This window comes from Vibrio hepatarius, assembly GCF_011806575.1.
Taxonomy (GTDB): domain Bacteria; phylum Pseudomonadota; class Gammaproteobacteria; order Enterobacterales; family Vibrionaceae; genus Vibrio; species Vibrio hepatarius_A.
Genome location: NZ_JAATOO010000038.1, coordinates 1 through 21,131 on the forward strand (window position 1 = coordinate 1; position 21,131 = coordinate 21,131).

A 21,131-nucleotide genomic window follows, 5' to 3' on the forward strand; every position below is an offset into this window, starting at 1 on the left:
AGGTCTACGTTTCGCGATCCGTGAAGGTGGCCGTACAGTAGGTGCTGGTGTTGTTGCTAAGATCTTCGACTAATTCTCCGGAATTACTGAAGACTTCTGAAAAATCTTTGAATAAGATTTGACGAACCAGTAGCAAAAAGGGCATCATTTGATGCCCTTTTTCTGCACTCAAAATAATGTTTGCTGAATTGTTGTACAAGCAGATGTTAAGCAGGATTTTTTGATAGAAGACGGGCTTTTCTATCAATTTAAGAGTGCGTCAGTCCTTGCGACTGACGTTTTATGGATTTGCCCTGCAACAGCGGGGTTGTCGTCGTCTATATTAAGACTTGTGACAGGTTGGTTTTATGAAAGCAAATAATGCTGAAACTCCTGAGAGCTCAAATGGCGCAGATATCTTTAAGTGGATTATCACTTTTGTTCTGCTAACTGCCGCTGTTGTGGGTAATTACCTGTATGGTGAAATGTCTGTAGTGATTCGAGCTGCAGGTGTTGTTGTACTGATTGCTGCTGCACTTGGTGTGGCTGCTACAACAACGAAAGGTAAAGCTGCGATCAGTTTTGCTAAAGAATCTCGTATGGAAGTTCGCAAAGTAGTTTGGCCTACACGCCAAGAAACTATGCAAACAACTCTGATCGTTTTAGCTGTAAGTATTGTAATGGCTCTAGCGCTATGGGGCATTGACGGCATTATGGTTCGTCTTGTTGCTCTAGCGACTGGGGTATAGAGGGTTGTAATTCATGAGTGAAGCTCCTAAAAAACGCTGGTATGTGGTTCAAGCCTTCTCTGGATTTGAAGGTCGTGTAGCCCAGTCTCTTCGCGAGCATATCAAAATGCATGGCATGGAAGAGCTATTTGGTGAGGTTTTAGTCCCAACTGAAGAAGTTGTGGAAATGCGCGCAGGTCAACGTCGTAAATCTGAGCGTAAATTCTTCCCAGGTTACGTCCTTGTTCAGATGATCATGAACGATGAATCATGGCACCTAGTACGCAGTGTGCCGCGTGTCATGGGCTTCATTGGTGGTACCTCTGACCGTCCAGCTCCTATCACTGATAAAGAAGCTGACGCTATTCTTAATCGTCTTGAGAAAGCAAGCGAAGCTCCACGTCCTCGTACTATGTACGAAGCGGGTGAAGTGGTACGTGTTACTGACGGTCCATTTGCTGACTTCAACGGTACTGTTGAAGAAGTGGATTACGAGAAGAGCCGCCTGAAAGTGTCTGTATCGATCTTTGGTCGTGCAACACCAGTTGAGCTTGAATTTGGTCAGGTTGAAAAACTGGACTAAGACTCTTAATTAAAGAGTATAAAAAATCACCTTTTTAGGGTTGTACAAGGCGCGAATTATGACTATAATTTCGCGCCTTTTTACTTCTAGTGAAGTAAAAAGTTTTTTACGTAAACGGGGAGCTGATCGATTGATTAGCGTCTGAACCCAAAACTTAGGAATTATCATGGCTAAGAAAGTTGAAGCTTACATCAAGCTGCAAGTTGCTGCTGGTATGGCGAACCCAAGTCCACCAGTTGGTCCTGCTCTAGGTCAGCACGGTGTTAACATCATGGAATTCTGTAAAGCGTTTAACGCGAAAACAGAATCTATCGAGAAAGGTCTACCAACTCCAGTTGTTATCACTGTATACAGTGACCGTTCTTTCACGTTCATCACTAAGACTCCACCTGCTGCTGTTCTTCTTAAGAAAGCTGCTGGCGTTAAGTCTGGTTCTGGTCGTCCAAACACTGAAAAAGTGGGTACTGTAACTGACGCTCAAATCCAAGAAATCGCAGAAACTAAAGCTGCTGATATGACTGGTGCTGACATCGAAGCGATGAAACGCTCAATCGCTGGTACTGCTCGTTCAATGGGCCTAGTGGTAGAGGGTTAAGATCATGGCAAAACTAACTAAGCGCATGCGCGTAATCCGCGAAAAAGTTGACGTAACTAAAGAATACGAAATCAACGAAGCTGTAGCTCTTCTTCAAGAACTAGCGACTGCTAAATTCGTTGAGTCTGTAGACGTTGCTGTTAACCTTGGCATCGATGCTCGTAAATCTGACCAGAACGTACGTGGTGCAACTGTACTACCTCACGGTACTGGCCGCGATATCCGCGTTGCAGTGTTCACTCAAGGTGCAAACGCTGAAGCAGCTAAAGAAGCTGGCGCAGACATCGTTGGTATGGAAGATCTTGCTGAGCAAGTGAAGAAAGGCGAAATGAACTTTGACGTAGTTGTTGCTTCTCCAGATGCAATGCGCGTTGTAGGTCAGCTAGGTACTATCCTAGGTCCTCGCGGTCTAATGCCAAACCCTAAAGTTGGTACTGTAACTCCTAACGTTGCTGAAGCAGTTAAGAACGCTAAAGCGGGTCAGGTTCGTTACCGTAACGACAAGAACGGCATCATCCACACTACTATCGGTAAAGCTAACTTCTCTGCAGAGCAGATCAAAGAGAACCTAGAGTCTCTTCTAATCGCTCTTAAGAAAGCTAAGCCATCTTCAGCGAAAGGTACTTTCCTGAAGAAAGTAAGCATCTCTACTACTATGGGTGCTGGTGTTGCTGTTGATCAGGGTAGCCTGAACACTCAAGCATAATTTATTTGATTAGGCGTGAAATTAATGTATAATTTCGCGCCTAATATTTGTGGTTGGGGCTGAACTTTGGTTCATTAAATTCGTTAAGAATTTGCTGTGAATTATGACCCAGTCTCCGTCCAAGACCGTAGGTGTCTGAATTTGTTTTACAAGTACAGACTTAATCGTCCTACGTAGATGGTGCCCGAACTGACAGAAAGCTCTATGTAAATAGTTACCTTTCTTCTGGGAAGCACCTCAATAGCTCTCACTGTTGTGATAATAGTGAGTGGTGTAACGACAACCAGGAGTAAATCCAAGATGGCTTTAAACCTTCAAGACAAAAAAGCAATTGTTGCTGAAGTCAACGAAGCTGCCAGTGGTGCACTTTCTGCAGTTGTAGCTGATTCTCGTGGCGTTGAAGTAAGCGCAATGACTTCACTACGTAAGCAAGCTCGTGAAGCTGGCGTTTACGTACGAGTTGTTCGTAACACTCTAATGCGTCGTGCGGTTGAAGGTACAGACTACGAGTGTCTAACTGACACTTTCACTGGTCCTACTCTAATCGCGTTCTCTAACGAGCACCCAGGTGCTGCAGCACGTCTTTTCAAAGACTTCGCTAAAGAGAACAAAGACTTCGAGATCAAAGCTGCTGCATTTGAAGGCGCGCTAGCTGACGCTGAAGTACTAGCGACACTACCAACTTACGACGAAGCAATCGCACGCCTAATGATGTGCATGAAAGAAGCTTCTGCAGGCAAGCTGGTACGTACTATCGCTGCTATCCGCGATCAAAAAGAAGCGGCTTAATAAGCCTTGCTTTTTACTGGTTGCTTAATAAACTTATTGTTGACTTAAAAGAGAATTGTTATGTCTATTACTAACGAGCAAATCCTAGACGCAGTTGCAGAAATGTCTGTAATGCAAGTTGTTGAACTAATTGAAGCAATGGAAGAGAAATTCGGTGTTTCTGCTGCAGCTGCTGTTGTAGCTGGCGGCGCTGCTGGCGGCGAAGCTGCTGCTGAGCAAACTGAATTCGACGTAATCCTAGAATCTGCTGGCGGTAACAAAGTTGCTGTAATCAAAGCAGTACGTGGCGCAACTGGCCTAGGTCTTAAAGAAGCTAAAGCTCTAGTAGACGGCGCTCCTGCACCTCTTAAAGAAGGCGTAGAGAAAGACGAAGCTGAAGCTCTTAAAGCTCAGCTAGAAGAAGCTGGTGCAAGTGTTACTGTTAAGTAATTATTGCATAGTTTCTTAGCCTAACGGCTAATGGCTGGTGGTTTTTTAACCACCGGCCTTTTTGCGCTGTAGGGCATAGGTGAATTTTCCGCTGTTTAGTCACCTACGTTCTAGCAAAAAACGTTTCATGACACCTTAATGAAACGTCACTACAGTCAAACAGTTGTTTAGTCACTGTCTCACGCTACCCGAGACAGTTTGGGTCACTTATCAGCGAGCTGAGGAACCCCATGGTTTACTCTTATACCGAGAAAAAGCGCATCCGTAAGGACTTTGGTACTCGTCCACAAGTTTTGGACATTCCATACCTGCTATCGATCCAGCTCGATTCGTTCGAAAAATTCATCGAACAGGATCCTGAAGGTCAATACGGTCTTGAAGCTGCTTTCCGTTCTGTATTTCCGATTCAGAGCTACAACGGCAATTCCGAGCTGCAATACGTTAGCTACCGTCTTGGTGAGCCAGTTTTTGACGTTAAAGAATGTCAAATTCGCGGCGTAACTTACTCAAAACCACTACGCGTTAAACTACGCTTAGTTATCTTTGATAAAGACGCGCCAGCAGGTACTGTAAAAGACATTAAAGAACAAGAAGTCTACATGGGTGAAATTCCACTCATGACTGACAATGGTACCTTCGTAATCAATGGTACCGAGAGGGTTATCGTATCCCAGCTGCACAGAAGCCCTGGCGTATTCTTCGACAGCGATAAGGGTAAGACCCACTCATCAGGTAAAGTTCTATACAACGCACGTATCATTCCTTACCGTGGTTCATGGCTTGATTTCGAGTTTGATCCTAAGGATAACCTATACGTACGTATCGACCGCCGTCGTAAGCTTCCAGCATCAATCATTCTTCGCGCACTAGGTAAGACGACAGAAGAGATCCTGGATATCTTCTTTGAGAAGATCAACTTCGAAGTGAAAGATCAAACTCTACTTATGGAGTTGGTTCCTGATCGTCTACGTGGTGAAACTGCGTCATTCGATATCGAAGCGAACGGTAAAGTTTACGTTGAGACGGGTCGTCGTGTTACTGCACGCCACATCCGTCAACTTGAGAAAGACGGCATTGACCATATCGAAGTACCAGTCGAGTACATCGTAGGCAAAGTTGCATCTAAAGATTACATCAACGAAGCGACTGGCGAAATCATCGTTGCAGCTAACCAAGAGATCTCTCTTGAAGCACTAGCGAACCTTTCTCAGGCTGGCCATAAGTCTCTACAAGTTCTATTTACGAACGACCTAGACCACGGTCCATTCATGTCAGAAACCGTACGTATCGACAGCACTGTTGATCGTATTTCTGCTTTGGTAGAAATCTACCGCATGATGCGTCCTGGTGAGCCACCAACGAAAGAAGCTGCTGAAGCACTATTCGAAAGCCTATTCTTCTCTGAAGAGCGTTACGATCTATCGACTGTTGGTCGTATGAAGTTCAACAGCTCTATCGAACGTGAAGATGCTCAAGAGCAAGGCACACTTGATGAAACTGATATCATCGAAGTGATGAAGAAGCTTATCGCTATCCGTAACGGCATCGGTGAAGTGGACGATATCGACCACCTAGGTAACCGTCGTATCCGTTCTGTTGGCGAAATGGCAGAAAACCAATTCCGCGTTGGTCTAGTACGTGTTGAACGTGCTGTTAAAGAGCGTCTAAGCCTTGGTGATCTTGATGCAATCATGCCTCAAGACCTAATCAACGCTAAGCCGATCTCTGCTGCGGTTAAAGAATTCTTTGGCTCTTCACAGCTTTCTCAGTTCATGGACCAAAACAACCCGTTATCAGAAGTCACGCACAAGCGTCGTATTTCTGCATTGGGTCCTGGCGGTCTAACTCGTGAACGTGCTGGCTTCGAAGTACGTGACGTACACGTAACTCACTACGGTCGTCTATGTCCTATCGAAACGCCTGAAGGTCCAAACATCGGTCTGATCAACTCTCTATCTGCATTTGCGCGTTGTAACGAGTACGGTTTCCTAGAGACTCCATACCGTCGCGTAGTAGATGGCGTAGTAACAGACGAAGTAGATTACCTATCTGCTATTCAAGAAGGTCAGTACGTTATCGCTCAGGCGAACACTGTTCTGACTGAAGAAGGCACATTTGCTGAAGAGCTAATCACAGCTCGTCAGAAAGGTGAATCTGGCCTACACCCACGCGAACATGTTGACTACATGGACGTTGCAACTAACCAGGTTGTATCTATCGCTGCGTCGCTTATCCCGTTCCTAGAACACGATGATGCGAACCGTGCATTGATGGGTGCGAACATGCAACGTCAGGCCGTTCCAACACTGAAAGCTGATAAGCCTCTAGTTGGTACTGGTATCGAACGTAACATCGCCGTTGACTCTGGTGTTACAGCGGTAGCGAAACGTGGTGGTGTAATCCAGTCTGTAGATGCTTCTCGTATCGTTGTTAAAGTGAACGAAGACGAGTTGATCCCTGGCGAAGCAGGTATCGATATCTACAACCTAACTAAATACACTCGTTCTAACCAAAATACGTGTATCAACCAGCGTCCATGTGTGATGCCGGGTGAACCAGTAGCACGTGGTGACGTTCTTGCTGATGGTCCTTCAACAGACCTTGGTGAGCTAGCGCTTGGTCAGAACATGCGTATCGCGTTCATGCCTTGGAACGGTTACAACTTCGAAGACTCGATCTTAGTATCTGAGCGCGTAGTTCAAGAAGACCGTTTCACGACTATCCACATCCAAGAGCTATCTTGTGTGGCGCGTGATACTAAGCTTGGTGCTGAAGAAATCACAGCTGACATTCCAAACGTAGGTGAGTCTGCTCTGTCTAAACTAGACGAGTCAGGTATCGTTTACATCGGTGCGGAAGTGAAAGGCGGTGACATCCTTGTAGGTAAAGTAACGCCTAAAGGTGAAACTCAGCTAACTCCTGAAGAGAAGCTACTACGTGCCATCTTCGGTGAGAAAGCGTCAGACGTTAAAGACACGTCTCTACGCGTACCAAACTCTGTTTCAGGTACTATCATCGACGTTCAAGTATTTACTCGTGACGGTGTTGAAAAAGACAAACGTGCACTTGAAATCGAACAGATGCAGCTGAAAGAAGCGAAGAAAGACCTTACTGAAGAATTCCAGATTCTTGAGGGTGGCCTTCTAAACCGCGTTAAAGCTGTACTTATCGACGGTGGTTACACTGAAGCGAAACTTGACTCTATCGACCGTAAGAAGTGGTTAGAGCTAACGCTTGAAGATGACGCTCTACAAACTCAGCTTGAGCAACTAGCTGAGCAATGGGACGAGCTAAAAGCTGACTTCGACAAGAAGTTCGAAACTAAACGTCGCAAGATCACTCAAGGTGATGATCTAGCACCGGGCGTACTGAAGATCGTTAAGGTTTACCTAGCGGTTAAACGTCGCATTCAGCCTGGTGATAAGATGGCGGGTCGTCACGGTAACAAGGGTGTAATCTCTAAGATCAACCCTGTTGAAGACATGCCTTACGATGAAAAAGGTCAGCCTGTTGATATCGTACTGAACCCACTGGGTGTACCTTCGCGTATGAACATCGGTCAGATCCTAGAAGTACACTTAGGTCTGGCAGCGAAAGGTATCGGTGACAAGATCAACCAAATGGTGAAAGAGCAGCAAGAGCTAGCTAAGTTCCGTGACTTCCTACAGAAAGTCTACGACCTTGGTGAAACTCGTCAGAAAGTAGACATTGCGTCACTATCTGATGATGAAGTTCGTACGCTGATCAAGAACCTACGTGGTGGTCTGCCGATCGCGACTCCAGTATTTGACGGTGCGAATGAGACATCAATCAAAGAGCTTCTAAAACTAGCAGACCTACCAGAATCTGGTCAGCTAACGCTGTTTGATGGTCGCACAGGTGATGCGTTTGAGCGTCCTGTAACTGTTGGTTACATGTACATGCTGAAACTGAACCACCTTGTTGATGACAAGATGCACGCTCGTTCAACTGGCTCGTACAGCCTAGTAACTCAGCAACCACTTGGTGGTAAAGCTCAGTTCGGTGGTCAGCGTTTCGGTGAGATGGAAGTATGGGCACTAGAAGCATACGGTGCTGCTTACACGCTACAAGAAATGCTAACCGTTAAGTCGGATGACGTTAACGGCCGTACTAAGATGTACAAGAACATCGTAGACGGTAACCACAGCATGGAACCTGGTATGCCAGAATCGTTCAACGTATTGTTGAAAGAGATCCGCTCGCTAGGTATCAACATCGAGCTAGAAGACGAAGAGTAATCCCCACGGGATTATTTGGTTGAAGGTGCTCACTTTTGCGGGTGAGCCCCTTTTAACTCCTTACAGGAGCTGATTGTGAAAGACTTATTAAACTTTCTAAAAGCACAGCATAAGACCGAAGAATTTGATGCAATCAAAATCGGTCTATCTTCACCGGACATGATCCGTTCATGGTCTTTCGGTGAAGTTAAAAAACCTGAAACGATCAACTATCGTACGTTCAAACCTGAACGTGATGGTCTGTTCTGTGCGCGTATCTTTGGTCCAGTTAAAGACTACGAATGTCTTTGTGGCAAATATAAGCGTCTGAAACACCGTGGTGTTATCTGTGAGAAGTGTGGCGTAGAAGTTACACAGACTAAAGTTCGTCGTGACCGTATGGGCCACATCGAGCTTGCTTCACCAGTTGCTCACATCTGGTTCCTAAAATCACTACCGTCTCGTATCGGTCTACTAATGGATATCCCTCTACGTGATATCGAACGTGTTCTTTACTTCGAAATGTACGTAGTAACTGAACCGGGTATGACAGATCTAGAAAAAGGTCAGATGCTAACGGAAGAAGAGTATCTAGACCGTCTAGAAGAGTGGGGTGATGAATTCACGGCTAAGATGGGTGCGGAAGCGATCAAAGACCTTCTAGGTGCAATGGATCTCCCTGCTGAAATCGAAGAAATGCGTGAAGAGCTTCAGTCTACTAACTCAGAGACTAAGCGTAAGAAAATCACTAAGCGTCTGAAGCTAGTTGAAGCGTTCGTTCAATCTGGTAACAACCCAGAATGGATGATCCTAACTGTGCTTCCGGTACTTCCGCCAGATCTACGTCCTCTAGTACCACTAGACGGCGGTCGCTTTGCGACTTCAGATCTGAACGATCTATACCGTCGTGTGATCAACCGTAACAACCGTTTGAAGCGTCTTCTAGAGCTAGCGGCTCCGGACATCATCGTACGTAACGAAAAACGTATGCTGCAAGAGTCTGTTGATGCGCTACTAGACAACGGTCGTCGTGGTCGTGCGATCACAGGTTCGAACAAGCGTCCTCTGAAATCTCTTGCTGATATGATCAAGGGTAAACAAGGTCGTTTCCGTCAGAACCTTCTAGGTAAACGTGTAGACTACTCTGGCCGTTCTGTAATCACAGTAGGTCCATACCTTCGTCTACACCAGTGTGGTCTTCCTAAGAAGATGGCACTTGAGCTATTCAAACCATTCATCTACAGCAAGCTAGAGACTCGTGGTCTTGCGACTACAATCAAAGCCGCTAAGAAGATGGTTGAGCGTGAAGAAGCGGTTGTTTGGGATATCCTAGACGAAGTAATCCGTGAACACCCAGTACTATTGAACCGTGCACCGACACTTCACCGTCTAGGTATCCAGGCGTTCGAACCAGTACTAATCGAAGGTAAAGCGATTCAGCTACACCCACTTGTTTGTGCGGCGTACAACGCGGACTTCGATGGTGACCAAATGGCGGTTCACGTACCTCTAACGCTAGAGGCACAGCTTGAAGCTCGTACTCTGATGATGTCGACGAACAACATTCTGTCGCCAGCGTCAGGTGATCCGATCATCGTACCTTCTCAGGACGTTGTATTGGGTCTGTACTACATGACTCGTGACAAGATCAACGTGAAAGGTGAAGGCATGTACCTTGCTGGCCCTGAAGAGGCTGAGAAGGCATACCGCACTAAGAGCGCTGAGTTACACGCACGCGTTAAAGTACGTATTACAGAAACGGTTGTAGATGAAGATGGCAACAGCACTACTGAGACTAAGATGGTGGATACCACTATCGGTCGTGCAATGCTGTGGCAAATCGTGCCAGCTGGCCTACCGTTCAGCATCGTTAACCAAAAGTTAGGTAAGAAGCAGATTTCTAACCTACTTAACGAGGCTTACCGTAAGCTTGGTCTTAAAGACACCGTTATCTTCGCTGACCAAATCATGTACACAGGTTTTGCTTACGCGGCACTATCTGGTGTTTCTGTTGGTATCGACGATATGGTTGTACCTGCAGCTAAGTACACTGAGATCTCTGAAGCAGAAGAAGAAGTTCGCGAAATCCAAGAACAGTACCAATCTGGTCTTGTAACTGCGGGCGAACGCTACAACAAAGTGATCGATATCTGGGCATCGACCAACGATCGCGTTGCGAAAGCAATGATGGAAAACCTATCTTCTGAAACGGTAATCAACCGTGACGGTGAAGAAGAGCAGCAAGAGTCATTCAACAGCATCTACATGATGGCGGACTCGGGCGCTCGTGGTTCTGCAGCACAGATTCGTCAGCTAGCGGGTATGCGTGGTCTGATGGCGCGTCCAGATGGTTCAATCATCGAAACGCCGATCACTGCGAACTTTAAAGAAGGTCTAAACGTACTTCAGTACTTTATCTCAACGCACGGTGCTCGTAAGGGTCTTGCGGATACGGCACTGAAAACAGCAAACTCGGGTTACCTAACTCGTCGTCTAGTAGACGTTGCTCAAGACGTTGTTGTAACTGAACATGACTGTGGCACTCATGAGGGTGTTGACATGATGCCTCACATCGAGGGTGGTGATGTTAAAGTTGCGCTGTCTGAGCTAGCTCTTGGTCGTGTTGTTGCTGAAGACGTTCTAAAACCTGGTACTGAAGATGTTCTTATTCCACGTAACACGCTGATCGATGAGAAGTGGTGTCAAATCATGGAAGAGAACTCAGTAGACAGCATGCGTGTACGTTCTGTTGTAACGTGTGATTCCGACTTCGGTTGTTGTGCACAGTGTTACGGTCGTGACCTAGCACGTGGTCACCTAGTGAACCAAGGTGAAGCAGTAGGCGTTATCGCTGCTCAGTCTATCGGTGAGCCGGGTACACAGCTTACGATGCGTACGTTCCACATCGGTGGTGCGGCATCAACAGCGGCAGCAGAGAACAGCATTCAAGCGAAGAACAACGGTTCTGTTAAGCTACACAACGCTAAGTTCGTAACCAACAAAGATGGCAAGCTAGTTATTACTTCTCGTGCATCTGAACTAACCATCATCGATGAGTTCGGCCGTACGAAAGAGAAACACAAACTGCCATACGGCTCGCTACTAAGCAAAGGTGACAACGACGCCGTTGCTTCTGGTGAAACAGTAGCGAACTGGGAAGCGCACACAATGCCAATCATCACTGAAGTGGCAGGTCGCATCCAGTTTGTAAATATGATCGATGGTGTAACAGTATCTCGTCAAACAGATGACCTTACAGGTCTATCTTCAAGCGAAGTGACTGACCCAGCAGCTCGTCCTTCAGCAGGTAAAGATATGCGTCCAGCAATCAAGCTTGTTGATGAGCAAGGTAACGACGTAATGATCCCTGGTACTGATATGCCAGCTCACTACTTCCTACCTGGTAAAGCGATCGTGAACATCGAAGACGGCGCAGAAGTAGGTGTGGGTGATACTCTTGCACGTATTCCTCAGAAGTCTGGCGGTAACAAAGATATCACCGGTGGTCTTCCACGCGTTGCTGACCTATTCGAAGCACGTAAGCCGAAAGAGCCTGCAATCCTTGCTGAGCACACAGGTACTGTGAGCTTCGGTAAAGAGACGAAAGGTAAGCGTCGTCTAGTGATCACTCGCGAAGGCGGTGATACATACGAAGAGATGATTCCTAAGCATCGTCAGCTTAACGTATTCGAAGGCGAGAAAGTTGAACGTGGTGATGTGATCGCAGATGGTCCTGAGTCTCCACATGACATTCTACGTCTACGTGGCGTACACGCTGTGACGCAATACATCGCGAACGAAGTTCAAGAAGTATACCGTCTGCAAGGCGTTAAGATTAACGATAAGCACATCGAAACTATCGTTCGTCAGATGCTACGCAAGTGTACTATTACTCACGCTGGTGACTCTGAGTTCCTAGCGGGCGAGCAAGTAGAATACGCGAACGTTAAGATTGCTAACCGTCTGCTTGAAGCTGAAGGCAAAGAGCCAGCACGCTTCGAACGTGAACTACTAGGTATCACGAAAGCATCGCTAGCAACAGAATCGTTCATCTCTGCGGCATCGTTCCAGGAGACAACTCGCGTACTAACAGAAGCTGCGGTTTCTGGTAAACGTGATGAGCTACGTGGTCTGAAAGAAAACGTAATTGTAGGACGTCTAATCCCTGCAGGTACGGGTTTCGCTTACCACCAAGATCGTCAAGCTAAGCGTGCAGAAGCGCAAGAAGGCCCATCAGCTGAACAAGCGACGGATAACCTAGCAGCACTGCTAAATGCTGGTTTCTCTTCAGAGGAATAAGCCACTCGGCGAGTAATCGTCCAGATGGATAAAATGACAAAAGGCACCTTCGGGTGCCTTTTTTGTTTTGAGGGCAATATAAAAATATTGAACGTGTCGACGGGTGAATTGCCGTAACAAACGCTACGGCCCATTGGTCTAACGAGCCGTACTATATAGTAATACTGGGCAGCGTTTATGCGCCCGGTGGTACTGCCAGACTATTAGCAATCAACTGAATTAGCTGATCTTCCACTTCAAAACGTGCTTCGATGATTTCCCCAATCATTGAAAGGTCGCTATCGAACGTGTCCAAATCATCATCTTCAGGGACATCAGCATAACGGTCAGTAAAGTTAAGCAGTGGCTCTGTAGTGAGTACGATTTGCGCGTAAGTCTGGTTAATATCGTCTGTCGCCTCAAAGCCAGTTGAGCGCCACTTATCCATCACCATATCGTAGATTTTGAAATGGCCTTCAGAAATGTAGTCGACAACGTGCTGACAGAAAATTTGCAGTTCTTCGGGAGTAGGAAGCGTAGAAACTGCGGACTTGGTTGAGCATGGCTGAAGCGCAGCCAATTTACAGTACTCAACGATTAATGACTGTCGGGTTTCTAACCAATGATCGATGACTTCACTAGAGCCACCCCACTGTTCTTGAGTTCTTTTGAATTTATTTAGCATGACCATGCCCTCATGATCGGATCACACTCCGGTGATCATTACGCTCTGCCTTAGCAAAGCTCTTCTAGAGATACAACCTCTTGTCCTTACTAGAATTTATAGCCAGAAAATTGCTTCACTACAAACTCTGGTATGAATTTAGATTGCCAGTAAAATGGATGGACTGCAAGCAAAGAGGAAGGGTAATGTTAAAGAATAGTGACACAAACCGTACGGAAGATGCTTATTGGTGTGTCGTGTCAGGAAGTGAGATCTGGCTGGTAGATGATCAATTGCCTTGCGGTGCAGCCCAGCAATATTCGCTACCTGAAGAGAAGGCGATCCTGATTGGCGAATACCAACAAAGTCCCGTTTACTGGTTGAACGCTGGGGATGTGGAACAAGATCTAGAGTTAGTTTCTCTTAGAGAATGTCTCGTATTTCCGCAAGAACTCTTTTTAATGATGAGCAAAGCAATACAATTTGGTCATATGACGCAGTCAATGCGCTTTTGTCCACTGTGTGGTGGCCGAAACCACTTTAATCATAATCAACTGGCCATGCAGTGTGGTGACTGTCGTACGCTGCATTACCCGAGAATTTTTCCCTGTATCATTGTCGCGGTACGCAAAGAAAATGAAATCCTTTTGGCGCAGCACCCAAGGCACAAAAATGGTATGTATACCGTGATCGCCGGATTTCTTGAAGTCGGTGAAACCTTGGAGCAGTGCGTTGCGCGTGAAGTCAAAGAAGAAACGGGTATCGAAGTAAAAAATATCCGTTATTTTGGTAGCCAACCGTGGGCGTTTCCGTCGAGTATGATGATGGGCTTTCTCGCCGAATACCAATCAGGGGTGCTAAAACCTGATTACAGTGAGCTAAGTGACGCACGATGGTTTAATGTTGAAGAGATGCCGCCAGTCGCGCCAGTTGGCACTATTGCACGTGCGTTGATAGAACAGACGTTAGCCGAGATTAAAGATATAGATATCTGAAAATTAAGTAAAAAAAACCCTCCGAGAGGGAGGGGGTAAGTAAGATGTCGTTATGAGATGCTGAACACTTGAGTGTTCAGTTTATAATTGTAGTTTTCGCTAGCACACAAATTTTTAACACCCTTACGGGGTGGGTGCAAATTAAGCTCTGATTTTATAGTTAATAACTTGATCTAGGGCGCAAAGCACACAGCTTTTGCGAGGCAAACGGTGTTAGAATATTGGCCACAAAAAAGTGAGTCTATTGAATCGGAAGAACAGAATGACTGAATTAAAAAATGATCGCTATCTGCGTGCATTATTAAAAGAACCTGTAGATTACACGCCAGTATGGATGATGCGTCAGGCAGGTCGATACCTACCAGAATATAAAGCGACTCGTGCAGAGGCAGGCGATTTCATGTCGCTGTGCAAAAATGCAGAGTTAGCGTCGGAAGTGACACTTCAACCACTACGTCGTTTTCCACTTGATGCCGCGATCCTTTTCTCTGACATTCTAACCATCCCTGATGCAATGGGGCTTGGTCTACGTTTCGCAGCAGGCGAAGGTCCTGTATTTGATAAGCCAATTACCTGTAAAGCCGACGTAGAAAAGATCGGTCTTCCAGACCCAGAAGGTGAGCTGCAATACGTAATGAATGCAGTGCGTCAGATCCGTAAAGATCTTAAAGGTGAAGTACCTTTGATTGGCTTCTCTGGTAGTCCTTGGACACTGGCGACCTACATGGTTGAAGGTGGTAGCTCGAAAGCGTTTACTAAGATCAAGAAGATGATGTACGCAGAGCCACAAACGCTACATGCTCTTCTAGACAAGCTGGCAGACAGCGTCATCGAATACTTAAACGCGCAAATCAAAGCCGGTGCGCAGTCTGTAATGGTATTTGATACTTGGGGTGGTGTACTGACTCCGCGCGACTACAATCTGTTCTCGCTTCAGTACATGCACAAAATCGTTGATGGTCTGATTCGTGAAAACGAAGGTCGTCGTGTTCCAGTAACGCTGTTCACTAAGAACGGTGGTATGTGGTTAGAGCAAATCGCGGCGACAGGCTGTGATGCAGTCGGCCTAGACTGGACAATTAACATCGCTGATGCCAAAGCGCGTATCGGCGACAAAGTGGCGCTGCAAGGCAACATGGATCCATCAATGCTTTACGCACAACCTGAACGTATCCGTGAAGAAGTGGCGACCATCCTTGAAGGATTTGGCGATGCGGGCACAGGTCACGTATTCAACCTTGGCCACGGTATCCACCTAGATGTACCGCCAGAAAATGCAGGTGTCTTTGTAGACGCGGTGCACGAGCTATCTAAGCCGTACCACAAATAACTTAGCAATATAATGAAAGCGCCTGATATGACCAGGCGCTTTTTTGTTTCAGGTTACACTAACACGCTATACTGATAATAATCGTGGAAGAGGATACGGAAAATTAATGAAGACACGCGATAAAATAGTGCTGGCGGCATTAGAACTTTTTAATACTCACGGTGAAAGGAATATCACCACTAACCATATTGCAGCGCATATCGATATCAGTCCTGGCAACCTTTATTATCATTTTCGAAATAAGCAAGAAATCGTGAGAGAGATATTCTCACTTTACTCAAACGAGCTGCTTGAGCGTTTTACCCCGATTCAAGGCCAGCAAGAGAGTTTGGTGTTACTCAAGCACTACTTGGATTCGATCTTCACCTTAATGTGGAAATACCGCTTTTTTTACGCCAATTTGCCAGAAATTCTACAACGTGACGATCACTTGCACGAAGACTACATCCAAGTGCAGGAACGGTTGCAAGGCAACTTAATCAACATTATGCGCGCGTTTGTCGAGCTTGAGCTATTAGACGTTAAAGAAGACGAGATGAAATCGCTGGTCACCACGTTGCACCTGATTGCGTCAAGTTGGCTGGGTTATCAGTCGGCGATGTCGCAGAAGACTCAAGTTACTGAGCAGGTCATTTATCAAGGTATGTTGCAAATGATCGCTGTGGTCAAACCAAAGGCGACAGAACAAGGAGTCGAACAGTTACAATTATTAGAGGATGGCGTTAAAGCAATTCATGCTTAGTCATAACTAATTCAAATTGTTTGTTTTATTCGAACCCATTAGAGTAACAACAGATACTTTAATGGGTTTTTATTTATGCACTACGACGTATTCAACGGTGACGCCGACGGCATCATCGCCCTTCTTCAGTTACGTTTAGCTGAGCCTAAATCGTCAACCTTAATCACTGGGGTAAAGCGAGATATTCAACTGCTGGACAAAGTACCGGCTCAAGCGGGAGATACCGTGACTGCGTTGGATATTTCGATGGAGAAAAACCTTCCAGCGTTGGAAGCCCTGTTAGCTAGAAACGTGAGCGTCTTCTACGCCGACCACCATAAGTCAGGTGTGATTCCTCAAAGTGACCAACTACAAGCTCATATCGATTTAGACGCTAACACTTGTACGGCACTGATTATCGATCAGCTACTTGCAGGCAAATACCATACTTGGGCGATCACCGCCGCATACGGTGACAACTTAATTGCGAAGGCCGATCAATTGGCGGATGCCATCGGACTCAACGCTGAGCAAAAAGCACAGCTTAAAGAACTGGGTACCTTGATCAACTATAACGGCTACGGTGAAGTCACTGACGATCTGCATTTCGACCCAGCGGTACTGTTTAATGAGTTTTTGGCCTATGATGATCCTTTCGCTGTTATTGCTGATCGCGACTCGCCATATTCACTATTAAAGAATGCTTATCAGCAAGATATGCAACAGGCAATCGCGACCGAAGCTAAGTATCAAAGCGCGGTTGTTGGAGTGTTTGAGTTACCTAATCAAGCCGCATCAAGACGCATCAGCGGGGTGTACGGAAACTGGTTGGCTAACCAATCGCCAGACTCTGCTCACGTCGTACTGACCGAAAACAGTAATGGTACGTATACCGTTTCTTTGCGTGCGCCATTGAACAATAAACAAGGGGCTGGAGACATCTGTGGTCAGTTTATCAGTGGTGGTGGACGCGCAGCGGCAGCGGGCATTAACGCCTTGCCAAAAGACGAGTTGGCAAAGCTGATTGAGGCGATTGAGCAGTATTACACGTAGCCCGCTGGTGGCGGAAGACTGGCATTTGCCACCGTTATTATTGGGTTAGCCAACGCCTTGGGTTTTGGGTTTTACTGTTTCGGCGAATTTCGAAATACAGAGAAGCTTGCGCCTGACCACCTGTGTCACCGGCGAGTGCGATAGTCTCATTCGCTTTGACTTTATCGCCTTCTTTCTTTAGTAGGCTTTGGTTGAAACCGTATAAAGTCATATCGCCTTTACCGTGGTCGAGTAACACGACTAGGCCGTAACCGCGAAGATAATCTGCAAACACCACAGTCCCTGAGTAAACCGCTTTTACTGATTGGCCGTAGTTTGCATCGATCACCATCCCTTTCCAGTTCAGCTGACCAGTTTGGCGTGTGCCGTAATTATGCAATACACGACCTTTGAGTGGCCAAGGTAGCTTACCTTGTTGTCTCGCTAAGCCATCCATAGGGACGGCGTTACGTTTCGCCGCTTTGGCGATTTCTGCTTTCAGACGAGTTTCGTTACGCTGCAGTTCAGACAGATAAACTTTGTCGTTGGAGATCTGCTTGCGAATACCGCTCAAGGTGTTCTTACGCTTTGACTGTACTTGAGTCAGTTGATTACGTTTTTCGGTTTGTTCATCGAGCAGCCGAGTAAGTTGGTTCTTTTCAACATCCAACTGAGTTCGGCTATCTGCTAGCTCTTGCGCTGTTTGCTCCAGCTCTTCAATGGTGTGGGCACGTTGCTTGGCAAGATGTTGGAAGTATTGACTAATACGGTCTTCTTCAATGCCCTGGTTGAGAAGGTTTGACGCGTCTTTCGCGCGTTGGGTCACATAGTAGGTTTTGAGCAATTCAGCGAGTTTCTCACTTTGCTGCTGTTTTTCTACTTCCAGTTGTTCCACTTTCTTTTCTAACGCCGAGATATTGCTGTTGGTTTGGCTTAGCAGCGCCTTGGTTTCTTTGATCTCTTTCTCGATTCGTGCGATGCCCACTTCCTGTTGCTTAAGGGATTTTTGCAGCGAGTCGAGTTGTTTTTGTTGGCTGGAAAGTGATTGTCTCTGGCGGGATATTTCACTGGAAACGCCTTTGAGTTCAGCTTGGGAGGCCGACCAAACAGGTGAAGTGACAGTCATAGCGGCAGCGAACACGAGTGCAGATAGCGTAGTGGTAATCCGAAGTCGTGCTTGATGTCTTGATGCCATGAGTGCTTTTATCCTGATTATGGGACAGTCAGTATACCTAAACCCTTTCCTCAGAAGAAAGGGGAATGTCAAAACTTATTGAGCTAGAAATGAAAAAGCCCGAGCAATGGCTCGGGCTTAAGTTTTCTTTGCCAGTTAACTACTTAACTAGCACGTCACCCGTCATTTCAGTTGGGATTTCTAGACCAGATAGCGTTAGCATCGTTGGTGCTAGGTCAGACAGTTTACCGCCTTCTTTGAACTCAACCGCTTTGTCACCTACGTAGATCAGAGGAACTGGTAGGTTAGTGTGCGCAGTGTGAGTACCGCCAGTCACAGGATCAACCATCATTTCTGCGTTACCGTGGTCCGCTGTGATCAGCATTTGGCCGCCCACTTCTTTGATTGCTTCAACTACTTTGCCTACGCTTGCATCTAGCGCTTCAATCGCTTGCTCTGCGGCTTCGTAAACGCCAGTGTGACCAACCATATCTGCGTTCGGGTAGTTACAGATGATAGTGTCGTATTTACCAGACTTGATCGCTGCAACCATTTTTTCAGTTAGCTCTGCAGAACTCATTTCTGGTTGTAGGTCGTAAGTTGCGACTTTTGGAGAAGCAACAAGCTGACGCTCTTCGCCATCAAATTCTTTTTCAACACCACCGTTGAAGAAGAAAGTTACGTGCGCGTATTTCTCTGTTTCAGAGATACGTAGCTGAGTTTGGCCTTGCTTAGATAGCCATTCACCGTAAGTGTTCTCTAGTGACGCTGGTGGGAATGCGATCGCAAGAGGAATATCAGCTGCGTACTGAGTCAGCATGACAAAGTTAACCGCTGGGAATGCTGCGCGCTCAAAACCATTGAAATCAGAAACGAATGCACGGGTGATTTGACGAGCGCGGTCTGCACGGTAGTTCATGAAAATCACTGCATCGCCGTCAGCCATTGCTGCGTCTTCTTGAGCTTCAGTTTTGATCGCCGTAGCTTTTACGAATTCGTCGTTCTCTTCACGAGCGTAAGCCGCTTCTAGACCAGCAACCGCTGAATCGTAAGTGAATTCTGCTTTACCTTGAGTCAGTAGATCGTAAGCAACTTGAACGCGTTCCCAGTTGTTATCACGGTCCATTGCGTAGTAACGGCCAACAAGTGACGCGATGCGGCCTTTACCCAGTTTCGCGAATAGCTCGTCAAAACGTTTTAGTGAGTTTTCTGCGCTGCGTGGTGGTGTGTCACGGCCGTCTAGGAAGCAGTGTAGGTAGATTTTTTCTGCGCCACGTGCTGCTGCCATTTCTACTGCTGCATAGATATGGTCTTCGTGAGAGTGAACGCCACCTGGAGACATCAGACCCATGATGTGTACCGCTTTACCAGCCTTGACTGCAGAGTCGATGGCTTCAACAAGCGCTGGTGTTTCCACGAATTCACCGTCAGCGATAGACTTAGTGATACGAGTTAGGTCTTGGTATACGACACGACCAGCACCGATGTTAGTGTGGCCAACCTCAGAGTTACCCATCTGACCGTCAGGTAGACCAACGTCCATGCCTGAAGCTGAGATTAGAGTATTTGGGTTGTTTGCAAGCAGTGCATCCATTACTGGTGTTTTTGCATTTGCAATCGCGTTGCTTGCTGTGTCTTCACGGTGGCCGTAACCGTCAAGAATAACTAAAGCCAATGGCTTCTTTGCTGACATAGTGATGTCCTCGTCAAATTTCAAAGTAACTTTGGAAACAAAATTAGCGTAATTTTACTACACTTTTTAACCAAAACTGTAGGTCAAGATCAAACATTGTTTGTGATATGGCGTTGTTATCTTTCAATTGAAACACCTTTCACCTTGAGTCGTGACTGGATATTTACGCTTAGAATATGGTCTATTCTCTCAATCTGAGCGCAAATTAAAAATCGTATTTATCTATCGTTGTAATTGCAGATGAGGCGATTAACTAACCAAAATTCCCGTGCCAGTCACCGCGACGATGGCTCCAAGCCAAGCATAGCGGTTAGGTCTCTGTTTGGTGTAAATCCATAGTATAGGCAAAAGCATGATCGGTGTGGTTGAAGAAAGCAGTGCCACCATTCCGACATTGCCTTCACGTAGCGCGTAGAGGATTAAGGTCATCCCTACGGCCATTGCCAGGAATCCGTTGACCGCAGTGATGGAAAAGATCTTCATTGTCATCGGTTGAGTCGCGCGTGCGATCTTGGCGCCCGAGATGAATAATACAGAGTGGGCGACAAACGCCGTCATCATCCTCACCGCTGACGCAGCAACTGGGTCTATCTCGGTTTGCATTATGGGTTTCGCAATAATGCCGCCCATCGCTTGGCAAAGTGCCGCGAGCAGGCCTAGCCCGACACCAGCCCAGACATTGCCTTTGATCGATTCGAGTTGATTATTGGCTTGGCCTCGGCGACCAAAGAAGATAGCGGTTAATACGCCTGAGAACACCAGTGCTGAGCCTAATAACTCAAGTGCAGTCATGTGTTCGCTAAACAGAAAATAACCCAATACCGCGGAGAAGACGGCGTGGCAGGAGAACAACAAGCCAGCTTGACGAGGCCCCATGCGATTTAGGCAGGCAAATAGAGCCGTATCACCGATAAAAATACCGATTAATCCTGACAGCGCCATTGCAGAGATTGAGGAGGGCTCCACGCTAGACCAGCCACCCGTAATCAGTGCCATAGTGCCGAGAATGACGGAAGTACAGCCCATACGCCAGCGGCTATAAGCAAACGTACCTAAATGTTGTGCGGGTGCGACCGAGAGGATGCTGGCGACAGCCCATAGAAAGGCGGCCGCCAAAGCCAGCCATTCGTATCCCATATCTATTCGTCCTTGAGGGAGTGTGAATACTAATGGCTGTTAATATGCATCAAATCATTG

General features: G+C 46.5%; 16 protein-coding genes and 1 pseudogene. 13 read left to right on the top strand and 4 right to left on the bottom strand.

The window, feature by feature from the left end; genetic code table 11:
• The 9 genes and pseudogenes from HCZ42_RS20245 to rpoC form a co-directional block, all read left to right on the top strand.
• Positions 1-73, top strand: a pseudogene (locus HCZ42_RS20245) (elongation factor Tu); the annotation flags it as partial.
• Between the two features lie 274 nt (positions 74-347).
• The gene (gene secE / locus HCZ42_RS20250; protein WP_167422507.1) at positions 348-728 is read left to right on the top strand and encodes a preprotein translocase subunit SecE; all 381 of its coding nucleotides are present in this window, start codon (positions 348-350) and stop codon (positions 726-728) included.
• A 13-nt stretch (positions 729-741) separates the two neighbouring features.
• Positions 742-1,290 carry a transcription termination/antitermination protein NusG gene (gene nusG, locus HCZ42_RS20255; protein WP_053397181.1) on the top strand — a complete coding sequence of 183 codons (549 nt, stop codon included), beginning with the start codon at positions 742-744 and terminating at the stop codon, positions 1,288-1,290.
• Between the two features lie 166 nt (positions 1,291-1,456).
• Positions 1,457-1,885: a 50S ribosomal protein L11 gene (gene rplK, locus HCZ42_RS20260; protein WP_167422508.1), complete on the top strand. Its 429-nt coding sequence runs from the start codon at positions 1,457-1,459 to the stop codon at positions 1,883-1,885.
• 4 nt (positions 1,886-1,889) lie between these two features.
• Complete coding sequence (gene rplA, locus HCZ42_RS20265; protein ID WP_167422509.1) at positions 1,890-2,591, top strand: 50S ribosomal protein L1; 702 nt, start codon at positions 1,890-1,892, stop codon at positions 2,589-2,591.
• Positions 2,592-2,891: 300 nt separating this feature from the next.
• Positions 2,892-3,380 (top strand): 50S ribosomal protein L10, encoded by a 489-nt coding sequence (rplJ, locus tag HCZ42_RS20270; RefSeq protein WP_167422510.1) that lies wholly within the window; start codon positions 2,892-2,894, stop codon positions 3,378-3,380.
• Between the two features lie 60 nt (positions 3,381-3,440).
• Positions 3,441-3,809 (top strand): 50S ribosomal protein L7/L12, encoded by a 369-nt coding sequence (rplL, locus tag HCZ42_RS20275; protein WP_004747612.1) that lies wholly within the window; start codon positions 3,441-3,443, stop codon positions 3,807-3,809.
• 230 nt (positions 3,810-4,039) lie between these two features.
• The gene (gene rpoB / locus HCZ42_RS20280) at positions 4,040-8,068 is read left to right on the top strand and encodes a DNA-directed RNA polymerase subunit beta (RefSeq protein ID WP_167422511.1); all 4,029 of its coding nucleotides are present in this window, start codon (positions 4,040-4,042) and stop codon (positions 8,066-8,068) included.
• A gap of 75 nt (positions 8,069-8,143) precedes the next feature.
• Complete coding sequence (rpoC, locus tag HCZ42_RS20285) at positions 8,144-12,346, top strand: DNA-directed RNA polymerase subunit beta' (RefSeq protein ID WP_167422512.1); 4,203 nt, start codon at positions 8,144-8,146, stop codon at positions 12,344-12,346.
• Positions 12,347-12,521: 175 nt separating this feature from the next.
• Here the strand turns inward: rpoC and rsd are convergent, their stop codons facing one another.
• Entirely contained in the window at positions 12,522-13,016 is a 495-nt protein-coding gene (rsd, locus tag HCZ42_RS20290) for a sigma D regulator (protein WP_167422513.1), read from the bottom strand.
• Positions 13,017-13,195: 179 nt separating this feature from the next.
• Here rsd and nudC point away from each other — a divergent pair, with 179 nt between their 5' ends.
• The 4 genes from nudC to HCZ42_RS20310 all read left to right on the top strand — a co-directional run bounded on the left by nudC (position 13,196) and on the right by HCZ42_RS20310 (position 17,088).
• Entirely contained in the window at positions 13,196-13,984 is a 789-nt protein-coding gene (nudC, locus tag HCZ42_RS20295) for an NAD(+) diphosphatase (protein ID WP_167422514.1), read from the top strand.
• A gap of 262 nt (positions 13,985-14,246) precedes the next feature.
• Positions 14,247-15,314 (top strand): uroporphyrinogen decarboxylase, encoded by a 1,068-nt coding sequence (hemE, locus tag HCZ42_RS20300; RefSeq protein WP_167422515.1) that lies wholly within the window; start codon positions 14,247-14,249, stop codon positions 15,312-15,314.
• A 106-nt stretch (positions 15,315-15,420) separates the two neighbouring features.
• On the top strand, positions 15,421-16,056 hold the full coding sequence (locus HCZ42_RS20305) for a TetR/AcrR family transcriptional regulator (protein ID WP_167422516.1): 636 nt from the start codon (positions 15,421-15,423) through the stop codon (positions 16,054-16,056).
• Between the two features lie 75 nt (positions 16,057-16,131).
• The gene (locus HCZ42_RS20310) at positions 16,132-17,088 is read left to right on the top strand and encodes a DHHA1 domain-containing protein (protein WP_167422517.1); all 957 of its coding nucleotides are present in this window, start codon (positions 16,132-16,134) and stop codon (positions 17,086-17,088) included.
• Between the two features lie 37 nt (positions 17,089-17,125).
• Here the strand turns inward: HCZ42_RS20310 and HCZ42_RS20315 are convergent, their stop codons facing one another.
• The 3 genes from HCZ42_RS20315 to HCZ42_RS20325 form a co-directional block, all read right to left on the bottom strand.
• Positions 17,126-18,262 (bottom strand): murein hydrolase activator EnvC family protein, encoded by a 1,137-nt coding sequence (locus HCZ42_RS20315; protein WP_167422518.1) that lies wholly within the window; start codon positions 18,260-18,262, stop codon positions 17,126-17,128.
• Between the two features lie 139 nt (positions 18,263-18,401).
• Entirely contained in the window at positions 18,402-19,934 is a 1,533-nt protein-coding gene (gene gpmM, locus HCZ42_RS20320) for a 2,3-bisphosphoglycerate-independent phosphoglycerate mutase (protein ID WP_167422519.1), read from the bottom strand.
• Positions 19,935-20,183: 249 nt separating this feature from the next.
• The gene (locus HCZ42_RS20325) at positions 20,184-21,071 is read right to left on the bottom strand and encodes a DMT family transporter (protein ID WP_167422520.1); all 888 of its coding nucleotides are present in this window, start codon (positions 21,069-21,071) and stop codon (positions 20,184-20,186) included.
• Between the last annotated feature and the right edge of the window lie 60 nt (positions 21,072-21,131).

Bases quoted from the DNA above. Each gene is read 5' to 3' on its own strand.
- hemE (WP_167422515.1), top strand. From the start codon at position 14,247: ATGACTGAATTAAAAAATGATCGCTATCTGCGTGCATTATTAAAAGAA.
- rplA (WP_167422509.1), top strand. From the start codon at position 1,890: ATGGCAAAACTAACTAAGCGCATGCGCGTAATCCGCGAAAAAGTTGAC.
- HCZ42_RS20310 (WP_167422517.1), top strand. From the start codon at position 16,132: ATGCACTACGACGTATTCAACGGTGACGCCGACGGCATCATCGCCCTT.
- rpoB (WP_167422511.1), top strand. From the start codon at position 4,040: ATGGTTTACTCTTATACCGAGAAAAAGCGCATCCGTAAGGACTTTGGT.
- HCZ42_RS20305 (WP_167422516.1), top strand. From the start codon at position 15,421: ATGAAGACACGCGATAAAATAGTGCTGGCGGCATTAGAACTTTTTAAT.
- nudC (WP_167422514.1), top strand. From the start codon at position 13,196: ATGTTAAAGAATAGTGACACAAACCGTACGGAAGATGCTTATTGGTGT.
- HCZ42_RS20325 (WP_167422520.1), bottom strand. From the start codon at position 21,071: ATGGGATACGAATGGCTGGCTTTGGCGGCCGCCTTTCTATGGGCTGTC.
- rplK (WP_167422508.1), top strand. From the start codon at position 1,457: ATGGCTAAGAAAGTTGAAGCTTACATCAAGCTGCAAGTTGCTGCTGGT.
- secE (WP_167422507.1), top strand. From the start codon at position 348: ATGAAAGCAAATAATGCTGAAACTCCTGAGAGCTCAAATGGCGCAGAT.
- rplJ (WP_167422510.1), top strand. From the start codon at position 2,892: ATGGCTTTAAACCTTCAAGACAAAAAAGCAATTGTTGCTGAAGTCAAC.
- gpmM (WP_167422519.1), bottom strand. From the start codon at position 19,934: ATGTCAGCAAAGAAGCCATTGGCTTTAGTTATTCTTGACGGTTACGGC.
- nusG (WP_053397181.1), top strand. From the start codon at position 742: ATGAGTGAAGCTCCTAAAAAACGCTGGTATGTGGTTCAAGCCTTCTCT.
- rplL (WP_004747612.1), top strand. From the start codon at position 3,441: ATGTCTATTACTAACGAGCAAATCCTAGACGCAGTTGCAGAAATGTCT.
- HCZ42_RS20315 (WP_167422518.1), bottom strand. From the start codon at position 18,262: ATGGCATCAAGACATCAAGCACGACTTCGGATTACCACTACGCTATCT.
- rsd (WP_167422513.1), bottom strand. From the start codon at position 13,016: ATGGTCATGCTAAATAAATTCAAAAGAACTCAAGAACAGTGGGGTGGC.